This window comes from Ottowia thiooxydans DSM 14619 (assembly GCF_000422885.1).
GTDB lineage: Bacteria > Pseudomonadota > Gammaproteobacteria > Burkholderiales > Burkholderiaceae_C > Ottowia > Ottowia thiooxydans.
Window position 1 is genome coordinate 208,095 of the sequence record NZ_KE383942.1, and the last position, 17,484, is coordinate 225,578.

Genomic DNA, 17,484 nt, shown 5'->3' on the forward strand with positions numbered 1-17,484 from the left:
AACAGGCTCTATAGCCTCTCTACGCTCTCAGGCAGTCCGGCCCCGTGCGATCCAGGTGCGGCCTTGGTAGTTCAACAAGGTGGTTCTGAGAATTTCCGTCAAGGTGGCCATGGGGCGGCTCTGGGAGTCTAACGCAAGTGCCACCAGGAAGCTTGTGCCTTGGCCCTGGGCCGGTTGAACGAAGCTGCTGTTTTCACCGCCTTGCACCGCCAGGGTGCCGGCTTGGCTCCACAGGCGTGTGGTGGCATCGAAGAAGTTGATCCACAGAACCGGCAGGTCTTGTCCGGCCGTTTTGCGGCGCACTCCCACGGCCCATGTATTTCCCTGGCTGTTGGTGGCCAAAGCGAATGGCCAGGAGCCGTCACTTTGCAGGCCATCGGCAGGGGCGAAATCGATGTTTTGAGGACCGGTCCAGTTGGCGGCAGCGTTGTCGTAACGCGCGATGGTACTTGCGCCCACGGCCCATATATTGCCCACTGCATCCACGCTCACGCGGTAGCCATTGCTTGGCAGGGTTGGCACCGGTAGCGTGGTCCAGCCCGCGCCTGCCTGGTCGTAACGAGAAATCGAAAGCGGAGGCGTGATGACTTTGGGATCATGGGCCACGCAGTGGGCGGCTACGAGCCGATTTCTTGAATCAATGCTCAATTGGAAAATCGATGAGCGGGGCAGGGTGGCGGGAACCACTGGTGCCGTCAACCAATTGGCTGCGTTGGGAAGCAGGCTGTAGAGCGGGAGCGTCCATTCGCCGCTGACGGTCCCAGGGGTGGGCTGAATCAGCCAGGCGCGGCCATTGGAATCAAAAACAGCGTTCGCTGAAAGCAGTAAGGCTGGGTTGGCTGTTGGTTCGGGCAGTGGCACCACGCTCCAGAGTTGCGTTGCGGCGGTAAACCGCAGCAAGCCCCCAAGGGTGGGCAGGCCAGCGCCATCCAATGGGCCACTGGACCAGCGCACCAAGGCATTGCCATCGGCATCTTGTGCCATTACCGATGCTTGTAAGGACGGCGCAGGCGAAAGAGGCAATGCGCGCGCAGCACTGATTTGCCCATTAACGCCACTACTGACAGCGTAAAACAGTTGCTGCGCCGCAGAGCTTCCTGCGTCTTGCCACAACCAGAGTGTGTTGCCGCGCATATCTGCAACGGGCGCCAGGGTAGCGACCGTGGTGGTGGTGCCACCGGGCCGCTGCATCGTGACGGAAGAGCCATCAAGCGTACTGACGCTGAAAACCAGTGATTCAGAAGTGGGCCCCACCGCGAGCAGCATTTTTCCGGCGCCGTTGGCTTGAAGCGCCAGCGCAGGTGTGCCTGATCCGAAGGTGCTCGCATTCTTCAGAACACCGGGAGCCCAGCTATCCGCAGGGGAAGGCGCTGGTGGAGGAGGCGTGGGCGTAAGGTTGTCGCCAGGACCGCAGGCTGCCAAAAGGCCAGGCACAGCGAGTAAACCAAACGACTGAAGGGCGTTACGACGCTTCATGCGGAATGTCTCGTATTTCTTTGCTCCAAGCGCGGAGACATACTCAAGGCAATCCTGGAAGCGAGTAATTAAAAAGGTGACGAGCCTTGACCCCGGCACTGACTTCACAGTTAGGGCTGCTTGGTTCCCCACCTGACCCGGTTGGCCGCTTCACCATGCGGGAAGGCCCGTCACTTGCTATTGTAGGGGCAGGAGACGGCGTTGCGCTTCCGTGGGGCCGAAACTAAGTGCCAAAACATTAAAAACCTCGCTCCGCAACAGCTCGAGCTGGTCGGAATTGTCACAGTCACCGAGCCGCGCTCTCAGGCGACCTACGCGAGGATGACAACAGCCATTGAGCGCCAACACCAGAGCCGCCGCTTCAGGACTGGCGGTGGCCAGCGCGGTGTCGGTATCAGAGCAATCAGGACTCTCTACAAGTTGAAGCATGCCTGTGAAACAAATTTAACGACTTTTCACCAATATCAAGTATTGGAGCGATCGCCGAATGGGAACTACGAATGTTTCTATTGCGCTGCAGCATAGCGCGATTCGCCTTGAGTGGGCGAGATCGTTGCCTGAATACATCAGTTTTAGAGTGCGTTTACAGTTTTTTCATCGTCGGGCCGTCCCAAGATGAAAAAACCCCCTTGGGGGCAGCGACTTCGCGTAGCGGGGGAGCGTGGGGGCAAACTTTCATCGTCGGGCCGTCCCAAGATGAAAAAGCCCCCTCGGGGGCCCGCGATTTCGCGCAGCGGGGGAGCTTGTGCAAAGTGCCTTCGCAAGGTCGCCCCAAGATGACAAAGGAACCGATCAGATCGTAGCCGGCCCGTCTCCACCCTTGAAGTTCACCTGAGGTCCCCGGTGCGTCACCGCTCAATTAAGAGGAGCGCTGGTTCGCGACAAGCGCGCAGCACTGCATTCGTCCCGGCACCCTCCGCTTCAAGCGTGAACTCGGGAAAGAAGTCCGGTGGAACCCGGACACCCACAGCGCCAAGCCGAAGCTCCTTGTTTGGTCAAAGTTATCACCACCAAAATTGAGAAATTTTTTTGCGAACTTCGAATTCACGGTACTAACGTCGGTGCGACCTTTGGTTGTATTCCTGGATCATCGCAGCGCATTTTCGGAAATCTTGTCGCAAGGATGGTTTTGTGTGGACTACTAAAAACTCAAGATCTGTTCGCTATTCATCAATTGACTGCGACATTCCTCTCTCCTAACATTTATTTAAATTCCTGCGTCGCAGGACTTTTTAAAACCTGTGGAGAAATTGATGCAACAAAATACAAGGCCCGTGGTGATCGCGGGTGCGGGTCCTGTCGGAATGATTGCAGCGGCCGATCTGGTAAGGCGCGGCATACCAGTTTTGGTATTGGAAAAAAACGAGAAACTCAGCTCCGAATCTCGAGCATCGACATTTCACCCCCCCACACTCGACATGCTGGACGATTTGGGCTTTGCGAAAACTTTGATTTCACAGGGACTAAAGGCGCCCAAGGTTCAATACGCTTCAACCATCGATGGTGAGCTAGGGGTATTCGATTTTGCAGCAATTTCGGATCTCACAAGGCATCCGTATCGCCTGCAGGCTGAGCAATTCAAGCTGACTCGAATAATCCTTGATGCACTCGAAGACAATCCATTATTCGAGATTCGCTTCGGCTGCGAGGTCATCGGCGTTGATCAGGATGCGTCTGGCGTAAACGCTGTCTTGCAGGGTGGGTCTGAGGATCGACTCCGATGCGAATGGTTAATCGGTGCGGACGGTGCGAATAGCGCAGTGCGCCGGTGCCAGAACATCGCGTTCGACGGCTTCACATGGCCCGAGCGCTTTTTGGTAATTACCACCTCGGCGGACGTGGCGGCGGCCAAGCCTGGTGTGACATCGGTCAGCTATTGGGCCGACCCAGAGCGCTGGCATTTTTTCCTGCGAATCATCGACGCTTGGCGAATTATGGTGCCGGTCGCAGCAGAAGTGACGGATGATGATGCACGCACGATGGAGTACGCACGGGACGCTCTGCTAAGCACCCTCCCGAAGCAAATTGGAGCGGCTGCGCCGATCGAGCACACCACGTTGTACCGTGTGCACCAGCGTGTCGCTTCCAATTTTCGTGCTGGCAGAACATTCCTGGCTGGTGATGCTGCCCACATCAATAATCCTTTGGGAGGAATGGGCATGAACGGCGGGCTCCATGACGCCCTAAACCTCGCAGATCGGCTGGCTGCTGTCATTGAAGGTCGTGAAGAAGAGTCGTTCCTGGATGCCTATGATCGCCAGAGGCGTGCCGTCACTATGGATGCGATTCAGGTTGGTACTATCCGGAACAAACGGAACTTAGAGGCCAAGACGCCCGAAGATCAAGAGTCGTTCCGCAGCGAGATTCGCGATGCCATGGCCGATGTTGACAAGACGCGCGCGTTCCTTCGTCGCATCTCCATGATCGAAAGCTTGGAGAAGGCGGCGCAGCTTTAAGCTTACGATGGGTGGCCAGATCGGAATAGCTTGGACTGCTCCTGCAGCCAATGTCTGAAGGCAATCAGATGCGGCTCTGTGGCACTATCTTCTGGGTAACAGAAATAGTACGCCCCGGGGCTGCGCACAGAGACATCCGAAAGCACCCTCAGCTCGCCCGATCTAAGTTGAGCCTCTATCAGAAATGGTGGGAGTAGCGCGATACCTTGTCCGGCGCATGCTGCGCTGATCAGCATGGACTGTGTTTCGAAGCGCAGTCCCTTCATCATGTTGCGATCCGTGGGGCCCGCTATTTCGGCCCAGGCTTGCCAGGCATCTGGTCGAGTCATGAGGTGAAGAAGTCTGTGTGCAGCCAGAGCGTCTGGCTCCGCCGGGACGTCTGGTGAAACAAGCCTAACGCTCGCTACCGGTACAAGATCTTCGTTGAACAGGAAGTCCGAGCGTGCTCCAGGCCAAGTCTCACTGCCAAAGCATAGCGCCCCATCGAAGGTTGTTTCACTGAATAAAAATCGGTGGCTGCGTGCGCTGAGATCCACATACAGAGTGGGATTTAGCGCATAAAAGTCGTTCAACCTCGGGATCAGCCACAGCGAGCCGACTGTCGGCAAGACAGCGATTTCCAGGGCGCCCTCTGCTCCCTCAAGCGCCATAACCTCTTGCGTATCGTGCTCCAACTGAGCCAAGACACGTCCGACGTCGCGAGCATATGCAGCCCCAGCACGTGTAAGCGTCAGACGTTTTTTGACGCGATGAAAGAGCGGTATTCCTAGCTGGTCTTCCAGAAGTGAAATTTGTCGAGAGACTGCGCTTTCGGTCAGAGCAAGCTGGTCGGCGGCCCGGGTGATGCTCAGATGCTGGGCGGTCGCCTCGAAAGCCAAAAGGGCACTCATGCTGGGAACACGGCGTCGCATTGAAAACTACTTTCAAAAAACTCAAGACATCTGAATTATTAATTGTTTGCAGGAGATTGGCAACGCAATTAATATAAGGCTGACAAATTTAATTTATCAATCATAAGCTAACTTGAATTCTAGCTACAAAGGTGAAACTAAATGGGTATTGTTCTGAAAAAATTATTTGCCGGCTTGGTGTCGATTTTAGCGTTGAACACGTATGCAAATGGTTATCCAGAAAAAACGATAACCATCGTCACACCTTTTCCGGCTGGCAGCACGAGCGATCTAATTCCGCGATTGGTCGCACCTCTGGTTTCCAAATCTTTAGGGGCACCTGTCATTGTGGAGAACAGGCCGGGCGCCAATGGCTCCCTGGGCGCAGTCAAGGTGGCTGCAGCAAAGCCTGATGGCTACACCATTCTCGTGGCCACTACGGGTGTACTGGCAATTAATCAATGGATCTATGCCAAGCTTCAATATTCCCCAGAGCGGGATTTTGTGCCGATCATTAACGCTGCATCCACGCCCAATATTTTGGTAGTCAATCCTTCGGTCAAAGCCACGAATTTGAAGGAATTGGTCAGTCTTGCAAAGGCGTCTCCGGGTTCGCTGACTTTCGCTTCCGCCGGTAACGGCAGTACCAGTCATCTTTGTGGTGCCACGCTAAAGGCGTTGAGCGGAATAGATATCGTTCATGTGCCTTATCAAGGTCCAGCCCCTGCAACGCAGGATGTGCTGGGTGGCCAAGTCTCGATGATCTGCGACAACCTCTCCAATGTCATGCCGCACATTCAATCGGGACGGCTCAAAGCCATTGTTCTGACGGATCGTGTTCCCAGTCCTGTGATGCCGGGAGTTTCTACTGCAACGCAAGCAGGCTATCCCGACTTGCAAGCAGGCATTTGGTACGGCTTGATGGCACCTAGGGGCACGCCGAAAGAGATTGTTGACAAACTTAACTCCGCCTTCGCTGCGGCTTTGAAGGATGACTCTGTGACGGCTCGTCTTCAGGAGATGGGTCTCACCGTCATCGCGGACAAGCCCGAAGAATTCGGTGCATTCATTGCGCAGGAAGTCTCTCGGATGAAAAAAGTCGTGCAGACGTCCGGAGCCTCAGTCCAATAGCTCATCACAGCAGGTCAAGTCGAAACGACAACGACCCACGGTCCTTCAAATTCGGCTTTTTTAAGTTTTAGTCCGCCAACGACACTGGCCTGAGCGTCAGCTCGGAATTCACCAAGCTGTGATTGTTGGTTGGATCGGACGGAGCCGCAATGCGATGGAAAAGCACATTGACGCCCAAGCCGATCGCTGAATCTTTCCCACTAGGAGTACCCCATGGCTATTAACAAGAAGCACCACGAGTTCCACAAGATTGACCTTAATGCACCGGGCTGGCAATTGCCCGAGGGCTATGCACCCGAATCGGGCGCCCTCGAAATCATAATTTCCGGTTCGCTTGACACCGCGAACAAGCGTGGCAGCCGCACCCGCATTCTGCGCTTCCCCCCGGGCTTTGCCACCTTCAAGCCCATCGTGCACGACTATTGGGAGGAGGTGTTCATGCTGGAAGGCGACATGACAGTCGGTGCCGACGAGAACGGCAACGGCGGCAGTCCGTTCCAGGGCTACACCTACGCCGTGCGTCCGCCGGGTGCTTGGCACGGTCCGTTCCGCTCTATCAACGGCTGCTACCTGCTCGAATCGCACTACTACGATCCAGCGTGAGGAGCTAGAGGCCATGACTTTCACGCTCCATTTTTCCAGCGAATCCGTCGATACCGATGGCGCAACGTCCACACGCCTGGTCTCGGTCGAGCCGCAACGCTTCGTGATTGCCGGCTGGACCGGCCGCGACGCGGCTGCGATCCAGCACCACATCGACGAGCTAGCCGAGATCGGGGTACCCCGCCCGTCGGCCGTACCGCTTTACTACCGCGCTAGCCGGGGTCTCCTGAGCCAGGAGGCATCGGTCGAGGTGCTTGGCGTGGAGAGCTCTGGCGAAGCCGAACCGGTGCTGTTTTTCAGCGAAGGCGAATGGTGGTTAACCGTAGGTTCCGATCACACCGACCGGAAGGTCGAGGGCTACTCGGTGGCTGTGTCCAAGCAAATGTGTCCGAAGCCCATCGCCACTGCGGCCTGGCGCTGGTCCGACGTTGCAGCGCGCCAGGACGAGATCGAGCTTGAATCGCGCATCCTTGAGGGCGGCAAATGGGTTACCTATCAGCGCGGCACGCTGGCCTCGATCCGGCCGCTCGCCTCGCTGCGCGATGGCCTGCTCGAGCAGTTAGGCGGTGTCGCGGCCACAGGCTACTTCCTTTTCTGCGGCACGCTGGGTGCTATCCCCAACGCGGAAGGCAAAGGCATCCGCGCGGCCGCGGCAATGGAGCTGTCGTTGCGCGATCCCCAGAGCAACCGCGCCATCGTGCACCGCTACACGGTCGATCTTTTGCCTGTTATTGCTTGAGCAAGGTCGACGCCCGCCAATCCCCATGAGTCACACTATCAGCGCGCTGCGTGCGCGCATCCAGCAAGGCGACACGTGCCACGAGGCTTTAGTGAGTGAGGCCCTCGAGAAGGCGCAGCAGCCGGCGGCGCGTCATGTCTTCACCCGGCTGTATCCCAATGCGGCGCTGGCCGCAGCACGACAGGCCGACGCCGCGATGCGAACCGGGGTCCGGTTGCCTATGCTGGCTGGCCTGCCAGTTTCGATCAAGGACCTCTACGACGTTGCGGGAGAACCCACGCTGGCGGGGAGCAAGGTATGCCAAGACGACGCGCCGGCGACTGCAGATGCAATCGCCGTGATGCGCCTGCGCGGCCAGGGCGCTGCCCTCGTGGGCAAGACGAACATGACGGAGTTTGCCTTTTCCGGCGTAGGGATCAATCCGCACCATGGCACGCCGCGCAACCCGGCGGACGACGCGGTCGCGCGCATCCCAGGAGGGTCGTCTTCCGGCGCGGCGGTGTCGGTGGCCCTCGGTCTCGCTGTTGTGGGTCTGGGGTCGGACACTGGTGGCTCCATCCGGATTCCTGCGGCGCTGTGTGGCCTTGTTGGCTTCAAGAGCACACAGTCGCGGGTTCCTCGTACCGGCGCCTTCGAACTCTCGCGCACGCTGGATACAGTTTGTTCCATGACGCGCAGCGTGGCGGATTGCTTGACTGTCGATGCCGCGCTGGCGGGTGAGGCGCTCGATACGCGTTGCCGCACGCTTAAAGGCGTGCGCCTGGCGCTACCGCAAACGCTTATGTTCGATGGCATCGAACCAGCCGTCGCAGCCGCTGTAGAGCGCGCGCTGCAGCGCCTCGCAGAGGCGGGCGCACATGTGGAGACCATCCCCTTCCACGAACTGGCCGAGATCCAGGCGCTCAACGCGCCGGGCGGATTCTCCGCGGTGGAGGCGTTCGCCAAGCACCGCGAGCGACTCCGCGACCGGGCGGGCGATTTCGACCCGCGCGTGGCGAAACGCATCGTGACCGGCCAGGTTGCGAGCGCTGCCGACTACCTCCGGATGCAGGACTTGCGCGCTGCCTGGATTGTGCGCGCCGAGACGATTCTGCGACCCTTTGATGCCTTGATCTGTCCGACCGTGCCGATTGTGGCGCCGACGATCGAGGCCCTGGTTGCTAACGAGGGGGAATTCTTCCGCACAAACGGCCTGCTGCTACGTAATACGTTCGCCGTCAACTATCTCGACGGATGTGCCTTCAGCCTTCCCTGCCATGCCGAAGGGGAGCTTCCGGTCGGCCTGATGCTCAGCGGCCTGCGCGGTGACGACGCCCGGCTTGCGACGGTCGCGCTGGCGGTGGAAGCTGCACTCGGCACTGCAGCTGATCGCCTGGATGCCGCCTGAAACCAGATTCGAGTTGATTGCCCGACCATCTCACGGAACCTTTCATGCAGAAATCCACCCTTGTTTTACCCGTTTACATGGACTACAGCGCGACAACCCCTGTCGATCCGCGTGTGGTCTCGACGATGGTGCCGTACCTGTACGAGAAATTCGGCAATCCCGCTTCACGCAGTCATATCTACGGCTGGGAAGCGGAATCTGTGGTCGAAATCGCGCGAGGCCATGTGGCGGCACTCCTCAACGCGGACTCGCGTGAAATCGTCTGGACCTCTGGTGCCACCGAGGGCAACAACCTGGCTATCAAGGGAGCGGCCCAGTTCTACTCTGCCAAAGGCAAGCACCTGATCACACAGAAGACCGAGCACAAGGCGGTGCTCGACACCTTCCGTGAACTCGAACGCCAGGGTTATACCGCCACCTACCTCGATGTCGACGAGGACGGCCTAGTGAGTGTGGAGAGCGTGATCGAGGCCATCCGCCCCGACACCATCCTGTGCTCAGTCATGATGGTCAACAATGAAACCGGCGTGGTTCAGGATGTGGCAGCGATCGGTGCTGCGTGCCGGGAGCGCGGAGTGCTGTTCCACTGCGACGCGGTTCAAGCGGCTGGCAAAGTCGAAATCGATCTGCGCAAGCTCAAGATTGACTTGCTCACAGTCACAGCGCACAAAGTATATGGGCCCAAAGGAATCGGCGCGCTGTACGTTCGGCGTAAGCCGCGGGTGCGGATCGTCGCCGGAATCCACGGTGGCGGCCACGAGCGTGGCATGCGCTCGGGTACCTTGCCTACCCATCAGATCGTCGGTATGGGTGAGGCCTTCCGCATCGCGAAGCTTGAGATGGATGAGGAAGGCGCGCGTGTTCGGGCGTTGAGGAACCGGTTGCTGGCCGGGCTTTCGGAAATCCCGGAAATCTTCGTCAACGGTTCGCTCGAACAACGCGTCGCGCACAACCTCAATATCAGCTTCAACTACGTCGAAGGGGAGTCTCTGATGATGGCGATCAAGGATGTGGCCGTGTCCTCGGGTTCGGCCTGCACCTCGGCATCACTGGAGCCGTCCTACGTGTTGTTGGCCCTTGGACGCAGCGACGAGCTGGCCCATAGCTCGATCCGGTTCACGCTCGGGCGCTACACGACTGAGGAAGAGGTCGACTTCGTGGTCGAGCTGCTGAAGTCGAGAGTTGACCGGCTAAGGCAACTTAGTCCCCTGTGGGAAATGTTCCTCGATGGCGTGGACATCGCCAGCATCCAGTGGGCAGCGCACTAGGTCCACTCTGAGCCTGAATGGTTGCCGCAACCCCCTTGAGCCCGGCGTTTCGTTGCGCGTGCCTATTGCAAGTCCGGTTCTACAAATTGGGCGCGACGCTTATCTATGGCTATCCGTGGACGGGCACGGGAAAGCGTCTCACCAATGGCTTAGCCGACCCAATCGAGATGGGCATCCCGGTCAGTTTTCCCGTGGCAACTAAGGATCTTTCACCGCTTCGGATAAATGGTAAACACGTTCCAAGAGGCCGCCCCTTAGAATCGGCGGATGTCTTATATGGTGCTGGCCCGGAAATACAGGCCCCGGAATTTCTCAGAGATGGTTGGCCAGGAGCACGTGGTGCAGGCTTTGACCAATGCTTTGACGCAGCAACGCTTGCACCACGCCTACTTGTTCACGGGTACGAGGGGCGTGGGTAAAACCACGGTATCTCGCATTCTGGCCAAGTCGCTCAATTGTGTGGGGGCGGATGGGCAGGGCGGTATCACGGCGACTCCGTGCGGTGTGTGCGCAGCCTGCACGGATATCGATGCTGGCCGCTTCGTGGACTACACGGAGCTTGACGCCGCCAGTAACCGCGGCGTTGACGAAGTGCAGCAATTGCTGGAGCAGGCCGTCTACAAGCCTGTGCAAGGCCGTTTCAAGGTCTTCATGATCGATGAAGTGCACATGCTGACCAATACCGCCTTCAACGCCATGTTGAAGACGCTGGAGGAGCCGCCTGAATATCTCAAGTTCGTGATTGCCACCACTGACCCGCAGAAGGTTCCGGTTACGGTGCTCAGCCGTTGTTTGCAGTTCAATTTGCGACCAATGGCGCCAGAGGTGGTGCTGGAGCACCTGGAGCGCGTGTTGGGGCAGGAAAAGGTACCTGCTGAACTGCCAGCGTTAAAGCTTTTGGCGCGCGCGGCCCGTGGCTCCATGCGCGATGCCCTGAGTCTGACCGATCAGGCGATTGCGTTTGGGAGCGGGCAACTGCAAGAGTCCGGCGTGCGGCAGATGCTGGGCAGCGTAGATCGCGGCGTGGTCTTTCAGCTGATAGGGGCTTTGGCTGCGGGAGACGGCAAGGCTGTGGTGGAGTTGTCTGAGCAATTGCGAGTTAACGGCCTGTCTGCTGCCACCACCTTGGAAGACATGGCGATGGTTTTGCAGCGGATGGCCGTGCAGCAGGCTGTGCCTGACATGGTCATTGATGAAACCGATCCAGATGCCAAGGAGACGGCTCGCCTGGCGCAATTGCTGCCTGCTGATGAAACCCAGCTTCTCTACAGCTTGTGCATTCATGGCCGAACCGAACTCGGCCTTGCGCCCGATGAGTATGCCGGGCTGACCATGGTGCTGCTGCGCTTGCTGCCGTTCAAAGCAGGGGCCACGCGAGGAGGGGCGCAGATCAAGCCGTCAGCAGCGACACCCGCTGAGGCGGAAAAAAAAACTCTGAAAATAGTGGCGGCCGCCCCTGAGAAAGCCGTAGAACCACCGATTCCCCGTGAGGCTGCGCCCTCACCTCAGAGCGTAGCCTATGAAGCTGCGGCAGCGCCAGTAGCGCCAGTAGCGCCTGAGCCGATTGCGCCGCCCGAAGTCCCCTTGCCCCAAGTGGAAAGCGCGCAAGGCCAGCCCGAAGGAGAGCTGCCGCAAAGCGAGCCAACGCCCTACGAGCAGGGCTCGCCCTCGGGCCCTGGCGGCTTTGCTCCGCCAGACGCGATGGACGCGGACGCCCCTATGCCCGGAGACTGGGGTAACGATGCCCCTCCTTGGGAGGATGATCCTGCCTCCGTGCCATCAGTCGCGCCGAGGCGCCAGCCCCACCCACCCACTCCCGCGGTGCCAGTGCGTGAGTGGCCTGCCGCCGCGAAAAGAGATGAACCGCCGCCCGCAGTGATCGATGCCCCCAAGGAGGCCGAGATCGTGGGCTACGCCGTCAGGGAGCGGTCCATGCGTGAAGACCGGGGTGAGTTACCGGCAGCGGTGCCTCGCCCTGTGCAAAATACGGTTGAGGGCGATTATTGGCACACGCTGGTGCAGGATCTCGTGGCGCGCGAATTAGTGGTGGCGTTGGTGCGCGAGCTAGCGCTGCAATCACAACTGGTGGCGCGTGCGGAAGGCCAGTGGACGCTGAAGGTTGAAAGCGAATCCCTCACCTACGCGGCCACGCGCGATCGCCTGCAGGCTGCACTGGTTGAGGCCGGGCACAAGATTCGCTTGGTGGTGGAGGTGGGCGCTGTTTCAGACAGTCCTTCACGCCGTAACGCTATAGTCGCGGCCAGCCGCCAGAAGGCCGCGCAAGAACTATTGTTGGCCGACCCGTTCGTGCAAGAAATGATGCGCGAGTTTGGGGCGAAAATCGTCACTGGAAGCGTCAAGCCGCTTTAACCCTTCTACCCATTTATTTAGAGGAACCCCATGTTCAACAAAGGACAACTCGCTGGTCTCATGAAGCAGGCCCAGTCAATGCAGGACAACCTGAAAAAAGCGCAAGACGAACTGGCGCTGATGGAAGTCGAAGGCGAATCAGGCGCGGGCCTTGTGAAGGTACTCATGACTGCCAAACATGATGTCAAGCGCGTCACCATCGACCCCAGCCTGCTGGCCGATGACAAAGACATGCTGGAGGATCTCGTCGCCGCCGCATTCAACGCTGCCGTGCGCAAGGCAGAGGAAGTTTCCTCGGAGAAGTTGGGCAAGCTGACCGCCGGTATGCCGGGCCTTCCTGGTGGAATGAAGTTTCCGTTCTGAGAGCCCTGGGTCGCTCGGCATGCCTGCGAGCGCTCCATATTGAAATTGCTATAAAAAAATGAGCGCCCATAGTTTTGATGCTCTGGTTCAGGCGTTGCGCCGCCTGCCGGGAGTGGGGGTGCGCTCTGCGCAGCGCATGGCATTCCACTTGTTGCAGCACGACCGGGAAGGTGCTGTGCTGCTGGCACGGTCGCTGGAAGCAGCCGTGTCACAAGTGCGCCATTGCGTGCGCTGCCACACTTTTACAGAAGACGAAATTTGTGTGACCTGCGCAGATGCCAGGCGCGATGCAAGCAAGTTGTGCGTGGTCGAAACGCCAGCTGATCAGGCGGCCCTGGAGCGTACTGCAGCGTTCAAAGGGATGTACTTCGTGCTGATGGGGCGCCTTAGCCCCCTGGATGGTGTTGGCCCGCGCGATATCGGCTTGGCCAAGCTCATTGAACGTACCAGCGATGGTGTAGTGCAGGAGGTGATCCTCGCCACCAACTTCACGGCCGAGGGTGAGGCCACCGCTCATGTCATAGCCCAGGCTTTGAAGAGCCGCGGCCTTGCGGTCACTCGCCTGGCGCGGGGCGTACCAGCGGGAAGCGAGCTGGAATATGTGGATCTCGGCACGATCGCTCATGCGCTGGTAGACAGGCGCTGAGTTACCCGGCCGCAAGGGGGAGGGGTAGGAGCCGCCTACGCTCCTGGTCTTGATCACCAGAGATCGAGAGAGACCATCAAGGTAAACCCCATCGGGGGCTTTACCAATGACGTTGGGGTGCATGTTCGGATACCTTTGCGAGGTAGTCGTTTTGTTTACCCACCTTGTTTATCCAACTGCGTCGTGTCTAGTTACATAAGTCCTGCAGCATTCGAGCCACCCGGCATCCCCGGCTGTGGCGTTGCAACTCCTCTCCCTAGCCAAAGCTGCGGCTATGAATGCGGTTTGCGCTTTGCTGGCGGGGTGCCGGACGTCTTTCGGCACAACGCAGACTTATGCAACTAGAGAATAGCTTCACGGCCGCTGACCAACGGCGGCGTCTCCTGCTCTCTGCGTCGGCCATTTCCCTCATTGGCGCCAGTCGCGCCTGGGCGCAAGCGTCTCCGCCACGTCCAGAGCGGTCTGAGGTGACCCTGGCTGTAGGAGGACGCACGGCCATCTATTACTTGCCTCTCACCATTGCAGATCAATTGGGCTACTTCAAGGATGAAGGCCTGCAGGTGGAGTTGCAAGACCACACGGCAGGAAGCCTCGCCCTGCAGTCGATGTTAAGAGGGACTGCAAACGTCACGGGAGGCAGCTACGAGCACGTGATTGACCTCCGTGGGCGTGGATTCAATTGCCTCGCATTCGTCTTCACGGGTAGGGCGCCGCAGCTGGTGTTTGGCGTTTCTACGCGCACCCTCGCGCAATTTAAAGAACCGGCGCAACTGAAGGGCCGGCGTGTAGGCATCACTGCCACCGATTCGGCGACGCACTGGTTTGCGAAGTTTTTGTTGGGGCGTGCCGGTTTGCAGCCTGGTGACGTGGAGTATGTCAACGTAGGTAACTCTACCTCTGCGGCAATGGCTATCAGGGAAGGCCGTATTGACGCCATCGCGAATATAGATCCCGTGATCAGCCTGCTGGAGTCTCGCGGTGAGATCCGTGTGTTATGGGATACCCGCTCGATGAGGGGCACCCATGATTTGTATGGAGGCCCGATGGGCGCCGGTTGCCTCTATACCTCCCAGGATTTCCTGGTGCGTTACCCGAATACCGTGCAAGCATTGACGAACGCGGTAGTGCGCGCTCTGAAGTGGCTCCAGACGGCAGGGCCGAGCGATATCGTGCGAGCTGTCCCTGAAGCCTTCATGTATGGCGATCGCGCGCTTTACCTCGCAGCCCTTGGGAAGGCGAGGGAAGCCATGTCACCCGATGGGCTGGTTTCGGAAGACTGCGTGGAAACCACGCATCGGGTGGTGGCAAAGTATGGCATCACTGCCTCGGCAGTCCGGCCTCCTTCGCCAGCGGCCACCTTCACCAACGACTTCGCCCGTCGAGCCAAACGCCGGTTTCAGGCCTGAATGCCGTAACGAGCCAGTGCCTCTTGGGAGCAACGAATCTCGCGCCAACCTTGATACGCTGTCTACCCTCACCCCGACCCTCTCCCGCGAGCGGGAGAGGGAGAGGGAGAGGGAGAGGGAGAGGGAGAGGGAGAGGGGGGAAATCCAAATCAGAAGGCTGCGGAGCAAGCCATCCCAGTGCCACCGCGGAGCTGGCTTTGCCAGGCCGCTAGTGGCGTCCCCCTCAGGGGGAAGGCGCGTAAGCGACGCAGGGGGAGCTCATTTCCCCAGGGGCTTACTTCTTTTTTCGGGTAGAGCTACTTGCCTTGCTCGATCGCGGCGAAGTGCTTGCTTTGCTAGTGGACCGAGCGCGAGCAGAGGGCGCAGCCTTCGCCCGGCTTGTGCCACTGGTCTTGCGCACATGGCGCGCTGCATCTGCAGCGGCCGATGCACCAGCGCGAACAGGCAAGAAGACCGTGACTGTCTGACCTGCCTTGAGTCCGGCCCCTGCGTTGGTATTGTTCCAGCCGGCAACGGTAGCTGCAGGGAGATCGTAGCGCGAGGCCAGCTTGGCAATCGAATCTCCCTTGCGGGCGCGCACGGCGAAGCGCTTGAGCACCACCTCCGGTGCATACGCCACCTGGGCGTTGTTCAATACGTGGCTGGGGACCGCTTGCTGGGAGTCATTGGTGCGCGGCACCAATAGCGTGGAGCCAGCTTTGACCATCATGCCGGCAGGGATGGCGTTGACGGAACGAAAATCGCTTTCCTCCATGCCGACGCGGCGAGCAGCTTCGCGCGAAGCGATGTTGGCTGGCGCGACCCATGCCGTCCACGATGCTAGTTTGCCCGGATCGTAGCTTGCCAGATTCCGTTTGAACGTGGCCGCATTGTCCCAAGGCAGCAGCACTTGGGGCGTGCCAGTGGCGAAAATGATTGGTTTGCGCTGTGAGGGGTTGAGCGCTCTGAAGTCTTCCACTCGCACTTCAGCCAGGCGAGCAGCCACTTCGATGTCGATGTCTCGGGTGATATCCACCGTGTCAAAGAACGGGTGGTTTTCAATCAAGGGCAAGACAGTGCCCAAAGCTTGCGGCCTGGCCACAATGTTCTTCACGGCCTGTAGCTTGGGTACGTAGTAGCGTGTTTCATTGGGCATCTTCAGATCGAGATACCCTGTGCCCAGGCCTGCGGCTTTGTTACGTGCGATGGCTCGGCCTACGCTGCCTTCGCCCCAGTTGTAGGCGGCCAGAGCCAGATGCCAGTCGCCAAACATGTTGTAGAGCTTCTGGAGATAGTCGAGCGCGGCGCGGGTGGAGCCCAGCACATCGCGCCGGTCATCGCGGAAAATGTTCTGCTTGAGATCAAAATCCCGCCCGGTGGCCGGCATGAATTGCCACATGCCGGCGGCCTTGGCGCTGGAGACTGCTTGGGGATTGAACGCAGATTCAATGTAGGGCAGGAGCGCGAGTTCGGTCGGCATGCCGCGCAGTTCCAACTCTTCCACAATATGGAAAAGGTACATGCGTGAGCGCTCGGTCATGCGCTGCAGGTAGTCGGGCCGCGTAATGTAGTACTGCTCACGGTCACGCACCAGATCTGTGTCGAGATCTGGCATAGCAAAACCTCGCCGAATGCGTTCCCAGAGGTCGACCGGGGTGTCCAGTTCAGCGACCGCCGAAGAGTGCAGTTCGCGAACAGGCACCGGGGGCATGTCTCCCGCAAGCGGTGCTTGTCGCCGCATGACAACGGGCGGGCGTGTAGCGGAGGGCGTGGCGCTAGCGGTAGGATTGCTTGCGGTGGGAGTGCCGGCGGCGGAGTCCGGTTCCGGATTGCTGACTGGCGCCGCACAGCCGGCCAACCAGACGCTTGCGGCCAAGGCCGCCACATGAAACCATTTCATCTGAAATTATTCTTCCATTCGCGAAGCGCGGCAAATACCGCTGCATCGTCGGTTGTGGTGACCGCGTGAGCCCGCACGGCTTGCGTGACGGCTGCTTCGCGGCTGCGTAGAAATGGATTGATTGCGCGCTCCATGCCAATGGAGGACGGTAGGGTAGGTGTACCGGCGGCGCGCAACGCTTCGCAATTTTGATAATACTCGGCCAAGGCGGCATTGCCTGGCTCGACCACTCGCGCAAAGTGCAGGTTGGCCAGAGTGTATTCGTGGGCGCAGCAGACGCGCGTGTCTGCCGGTAATGCGGCGAGCGCATCGAGGGAGGCCAGCATCTGAGCAGGCGTGCCCTCGAACAAGCGTCCGCAACCGCCGGAAAACAGCGTGTCGCCACAAAAAAGCAGTGGCGCGCCGTTCACCTCATCGGCAAAGTAAGCAATGTGGCCAGCGGTGTGGCCAGGCACGTCAATCACACGAAACGAAATGCCAAGAGCCTTCACAGTCTCGCCGTCAGTGAGTGGCACGTAGGGCTGGGGAATGCGCTCGCGTGCCGGCCCGTACACCGTGGCACCCGTGGATTCACGCAAAGAGTCGACGCCCCCCACATGATCAGCGTGGTGGTGTGTGGTCAGGATGGCCGCGAGTTCCAGGCCGTGTTGCTTGAGCGCCGCCAATACGGGGGTGGCATCACCTGGATCCACCACGATGGCACGGGCGCCATCATGCAGCAGCCACAGGTAGTTATCGCTGAAAGCGGGCAGGGCGAGCAAATTCATAAGCGACGAATTATAAAAACCCAAGGCGGCTTGCAAGGTGAACGATTTGTCGTATTCAGTTGAATTGATGTGGCTGGCGCCATTTCACATTCAAAAATAACCA

14 protein-coding genes and 1 other RNA gene are annotated in these 17,484 nt (G+C 59.1%); 10 read left to right on the plus strand and 5 right to left on the minus strand.

What is annotated here, in order from left to right; all coding sequences use genetic code 11:
• Positions 1-27 precede the first annotated feature (27 nt).
• The gene (locus G518_RS0127385; protein WP_028605194.1) at positions 28-1,476 is read right to left on the minus strand and encodes an NHL repeat-containing protein; all 1,449 of its coding nucleotides are present in this window, start codon (positions 1,474-1,476) and stop codon (positions 28-30) included.
• Positions 1,477-1,551: 75 nt separating this feature from the next.
• Positions 1,552-1,648: signal recognition particle sRNA small type (gene ffs / locus G518_RS39620), an RNA gene on the minus strand.
• Positions 1,649-2,729: 1,081 nt separating this feature from the next.
• Between ffs and G518_RS0127395 the strand changes: the two genes are divergently transcribed.
• Positions 2,730-3,932: an FAD-dependent oxidoreductase gene (locus G518_RS0127395; protein ID WP_028605196.1), complete on the plus strand. Its 1,203-nt coding sequence runs from the start codon at positions 2,730-2,732 to the stop codon at positions 3,930-3,932.
• 2 nt (positions 3,933-3,934) lie between these two features.
• Here G518_RS0127395 and G518_RS0127400 read toward each other — a convergent pair whose 3' ends face one another.
• On the minus strand, positions 3,935-4,843 hold the full coding sequence (locus G518_RS0127400) for a LysR substrate-binding domain-containing protein (RefSeq protein WP_028605197.1): 909 nt from the start codon (positions 4,841-4,843) through the stop codon (positions 3,935-3,937).
• 141 nt (positions 4,844-4,984) lie between these two features.
• Between G518_RS0127400 and G518_RS0127405 the strand changes: the two genes are divergently transcribed.
• The 9 genes from G518_RS0127405 (at position 4,985) to G518_RS0127445 (ending at position 14,735) form a co-directional block, all read left to right on the plus strand.
• Positions 4,985-5,953, plus strand: a complete 969-nt coding sequence (locus tag G518_RS0127405) for a Bug family tripartite tricarboxylate transporter substrate binding protein (protein ID WP_036596318.1) — start codon at positions 4,985-4,987, stop codon at positions 5,951-5,953.
• A 213-nt stretch (positions 5,954-6,166) separates the two neighbouring features.
• Complete coding sequence (locus G518_RS0127410) at positions 6,167-6,556, plus strand: cupin domain-containing protein (protein WP_028605199.1); 390 nt, start codon at positions 6,167-6,169, stop codon at positions 6,554-6,556.
• A gap of 13 nt (positions 6,557-6,569) precedes the next feature.
• A complete protein-coding gene (locus G518_RS0127415; protein ID WP_028605200.1) occupies positions 6,570-7,295 on the plus strand; it encodes a DUF2848 domain-containing protein in 726 nt (241 codons plus the stop codon).
• A 25-nt stretch (positions 7,296-7,320) separates the two neighbouring features.
• On the plus strand, positions 7,321-8,682 hold the full coding sequence (locus G518_RS0127420; protein ID WP_028605201.1) for an amidase: 1,362 nt from the start codon (positions 7,321-7,323) through the stop codon (positions 8,680-8,682).
• A 44-nt stretch (positions 8,683-8,726) separates the two neighbouring features.
• The gene (locus tag G518_RS0127425; RefSeq protein WP_028605202.1) at positions 8,727-9,950 is read left to right on the plus strand and encodes an IscS subfamily cysteine desulfurase; all 1,224 of its coding nucleotides are present in this window, start codon (positions 8,727-8,729) and stop codon (positions 9,948-9,950) included.
• A gap of 267 nt (positions 9,951-10,217) precedes the next feature.
• A complete protein-coding gene (gene dnaX, locus G518_RS0127430; RefSeq protein WP_028605203.1) occupies positions 10,218-12,320 on the plus strand; it encodes a DNA polymerase III subunit gamma/tau in 2,103 nt (700 codons plus the stop codon).
• A gap of 30 nt (positions 12,321-12,350) precedes the next feature.
• Positions 12,351-12,683, plus strand: a complete 333-nt coding sequence (locus G518_RS0127435) for a YbaB/EbfC family nucleoid-associated protein (RefSeq protein WP_028605204.1) — start codon at positions 12,351-12,353, stop codon at positions 12,681-12,683.
• A gap of 58 nt (positions 12,684-12,741) precedes the next feature.
• Positions 12,742-13,329, plus strand: coding sequence for a recombination mediator RecR (gene recR, locus G518_RS0127440; RefSeq protein ID WP_028605205.1), 588 nt, complete (start codon positions 12,742-12,744; stop codon positions 13,327-13,329).
• A 335-nt stretch (positions 13,330-13,664) separates the two neighbouring features.
• Positions 13,665-14,735, plus strand: coding sequence for an ABC transporter substrate-binding protein (locus tag G518_RS0127445; protein WP_051237473.1), 1,071 nt, complete (start codon positions 13,665-13,667; stop codon positions 14,733-14,735).
• A gap of 274 nt (positions 14,736-15,009) precedes the next feature.
• Here the strand turns inward: G518_RS0127445 and G518_RS0127450 are convergent, their stop codons facing one another.
• Positions 15,010-16,614 (minus strand): transglycosylase SLT domain-containing protein, encoded by a 1,605-nt coding sequence (locus G518_RS0127450; protein WP_028605207.1) that lies wholly within the window; start codon positions 16,612-16,614, stop codon positions 15,010-15,012.
• Positions 16,611-17,381 carry a hydroxyacylglutathione hydrolase gene (gene gloB, locus G518_RS0127455; RefSeq protein WP_028605208.1) on the minus strand — a complete coding sequence of 257 codons (771 nt, stop codon included), beginning with the start codon at positions 17,379-17,381 and terminating at the stop codon, positions 16,611-16,613. The genes G518_RS0127450 and gloB overlap by 4 nt, the downstream gene beginning before the upstream one ends.
• Positions 17,382-17,484 lie beyond the last annotated feature (103 nt).

Coding starts and splice junctions, on each gene's coding strand:
- G518_RS0127410 (WP_028605199.1), top strand. CDS start 6,167: ATGGCTATTAACAAGAAGCACCACGAGTTCCACAAGATTGACCTTAAT.
- G518_RS0127395 (WP_028605196.1), top strand. CDS start 2,730: ATGCAACAAAATACAAGGCCCGTGGTGATCGCGGGTGCGGGTCCTGTC.
- G518_RS0127415 (WP_028605200.1), top strand. CDS start 6,570: ATGACTTTCACGCTCCATTTTTCCAGCGAATCCGTCGATACCGATGGC.
- G518_RS0127445 (WP_051237473.1), top strand. CDS start 13,665: ATGCAACTAGAGAATAGCTTCACGGCCGCTGACCAACGGCGGCGTCTC.
- G518_RS0127385 (WP_028605194.1), bottom strand. CDS start 1,476: ATGAAGCGTCGTAACGCCCTTCAGTCGTTTGGTTTACTCGCTGTGCCT.
- G518_RS0127400 (WP_028605197.1), bottom strand. CDS start 4,843: ATGCGACGCCGTGTTCCCAGCATGAGTGCCCTTTTGGCTTTCGAGGCG.
- dnaX (WP_028605203.1), top strand. CDS start 10,218: ATGTCTTATATGGTGCTGGCCCGGAAATACAGGCCCCGGAATTTCTCA.
- G518_RS0127435 (WP_028605204.1), top strand. CDS start 12,351: ATGTTCAACAAAGGACAACTCGCTGGTCTCATGAAGCAGGCCCAGTCA.
- recR (WP_028605205.1), top strand. CDS start 12,742: ATGAGCGCCCATAGTTTTGATGCTCTGGTTCAGGCGTTGCGCCGCCTG.
- G518_RS0127425 (WP_028605202.1), top strand. CDS start 8,727: ATGCAGAAATCCACCCTTGTTTTACCCGTTTACATGGACTACAGCGCG.
- gloB (WP_028605208.1), bottom strand. CDS start 17,381: ATGAATTTGCTCGCCCTGCCCGCTTTCAGCGATAACTACCTGTGGCTG.
- G518_RS0127405 (WP_036596318.1), top strand. CDS start 4,985: ATGGGTATTGTTCTGAAAAAATTATTTGCCGGCTTGGTGTCGATTTTA.
- G518_RS0127450 (WP_028605207.1), bottom strand. CDS start 16,614: ATGAAATGGTTTCATGTGGCGGCCTTGGCCGCAAGCGTCTGGTTGGCC.
- G518_RS0127420 (WP_028605201.1), top strand. CDS start 7,321: ATGAGTCACACTATCAGCGCGCTGCGTGCGCGCATCCAGCAAGGCGAC.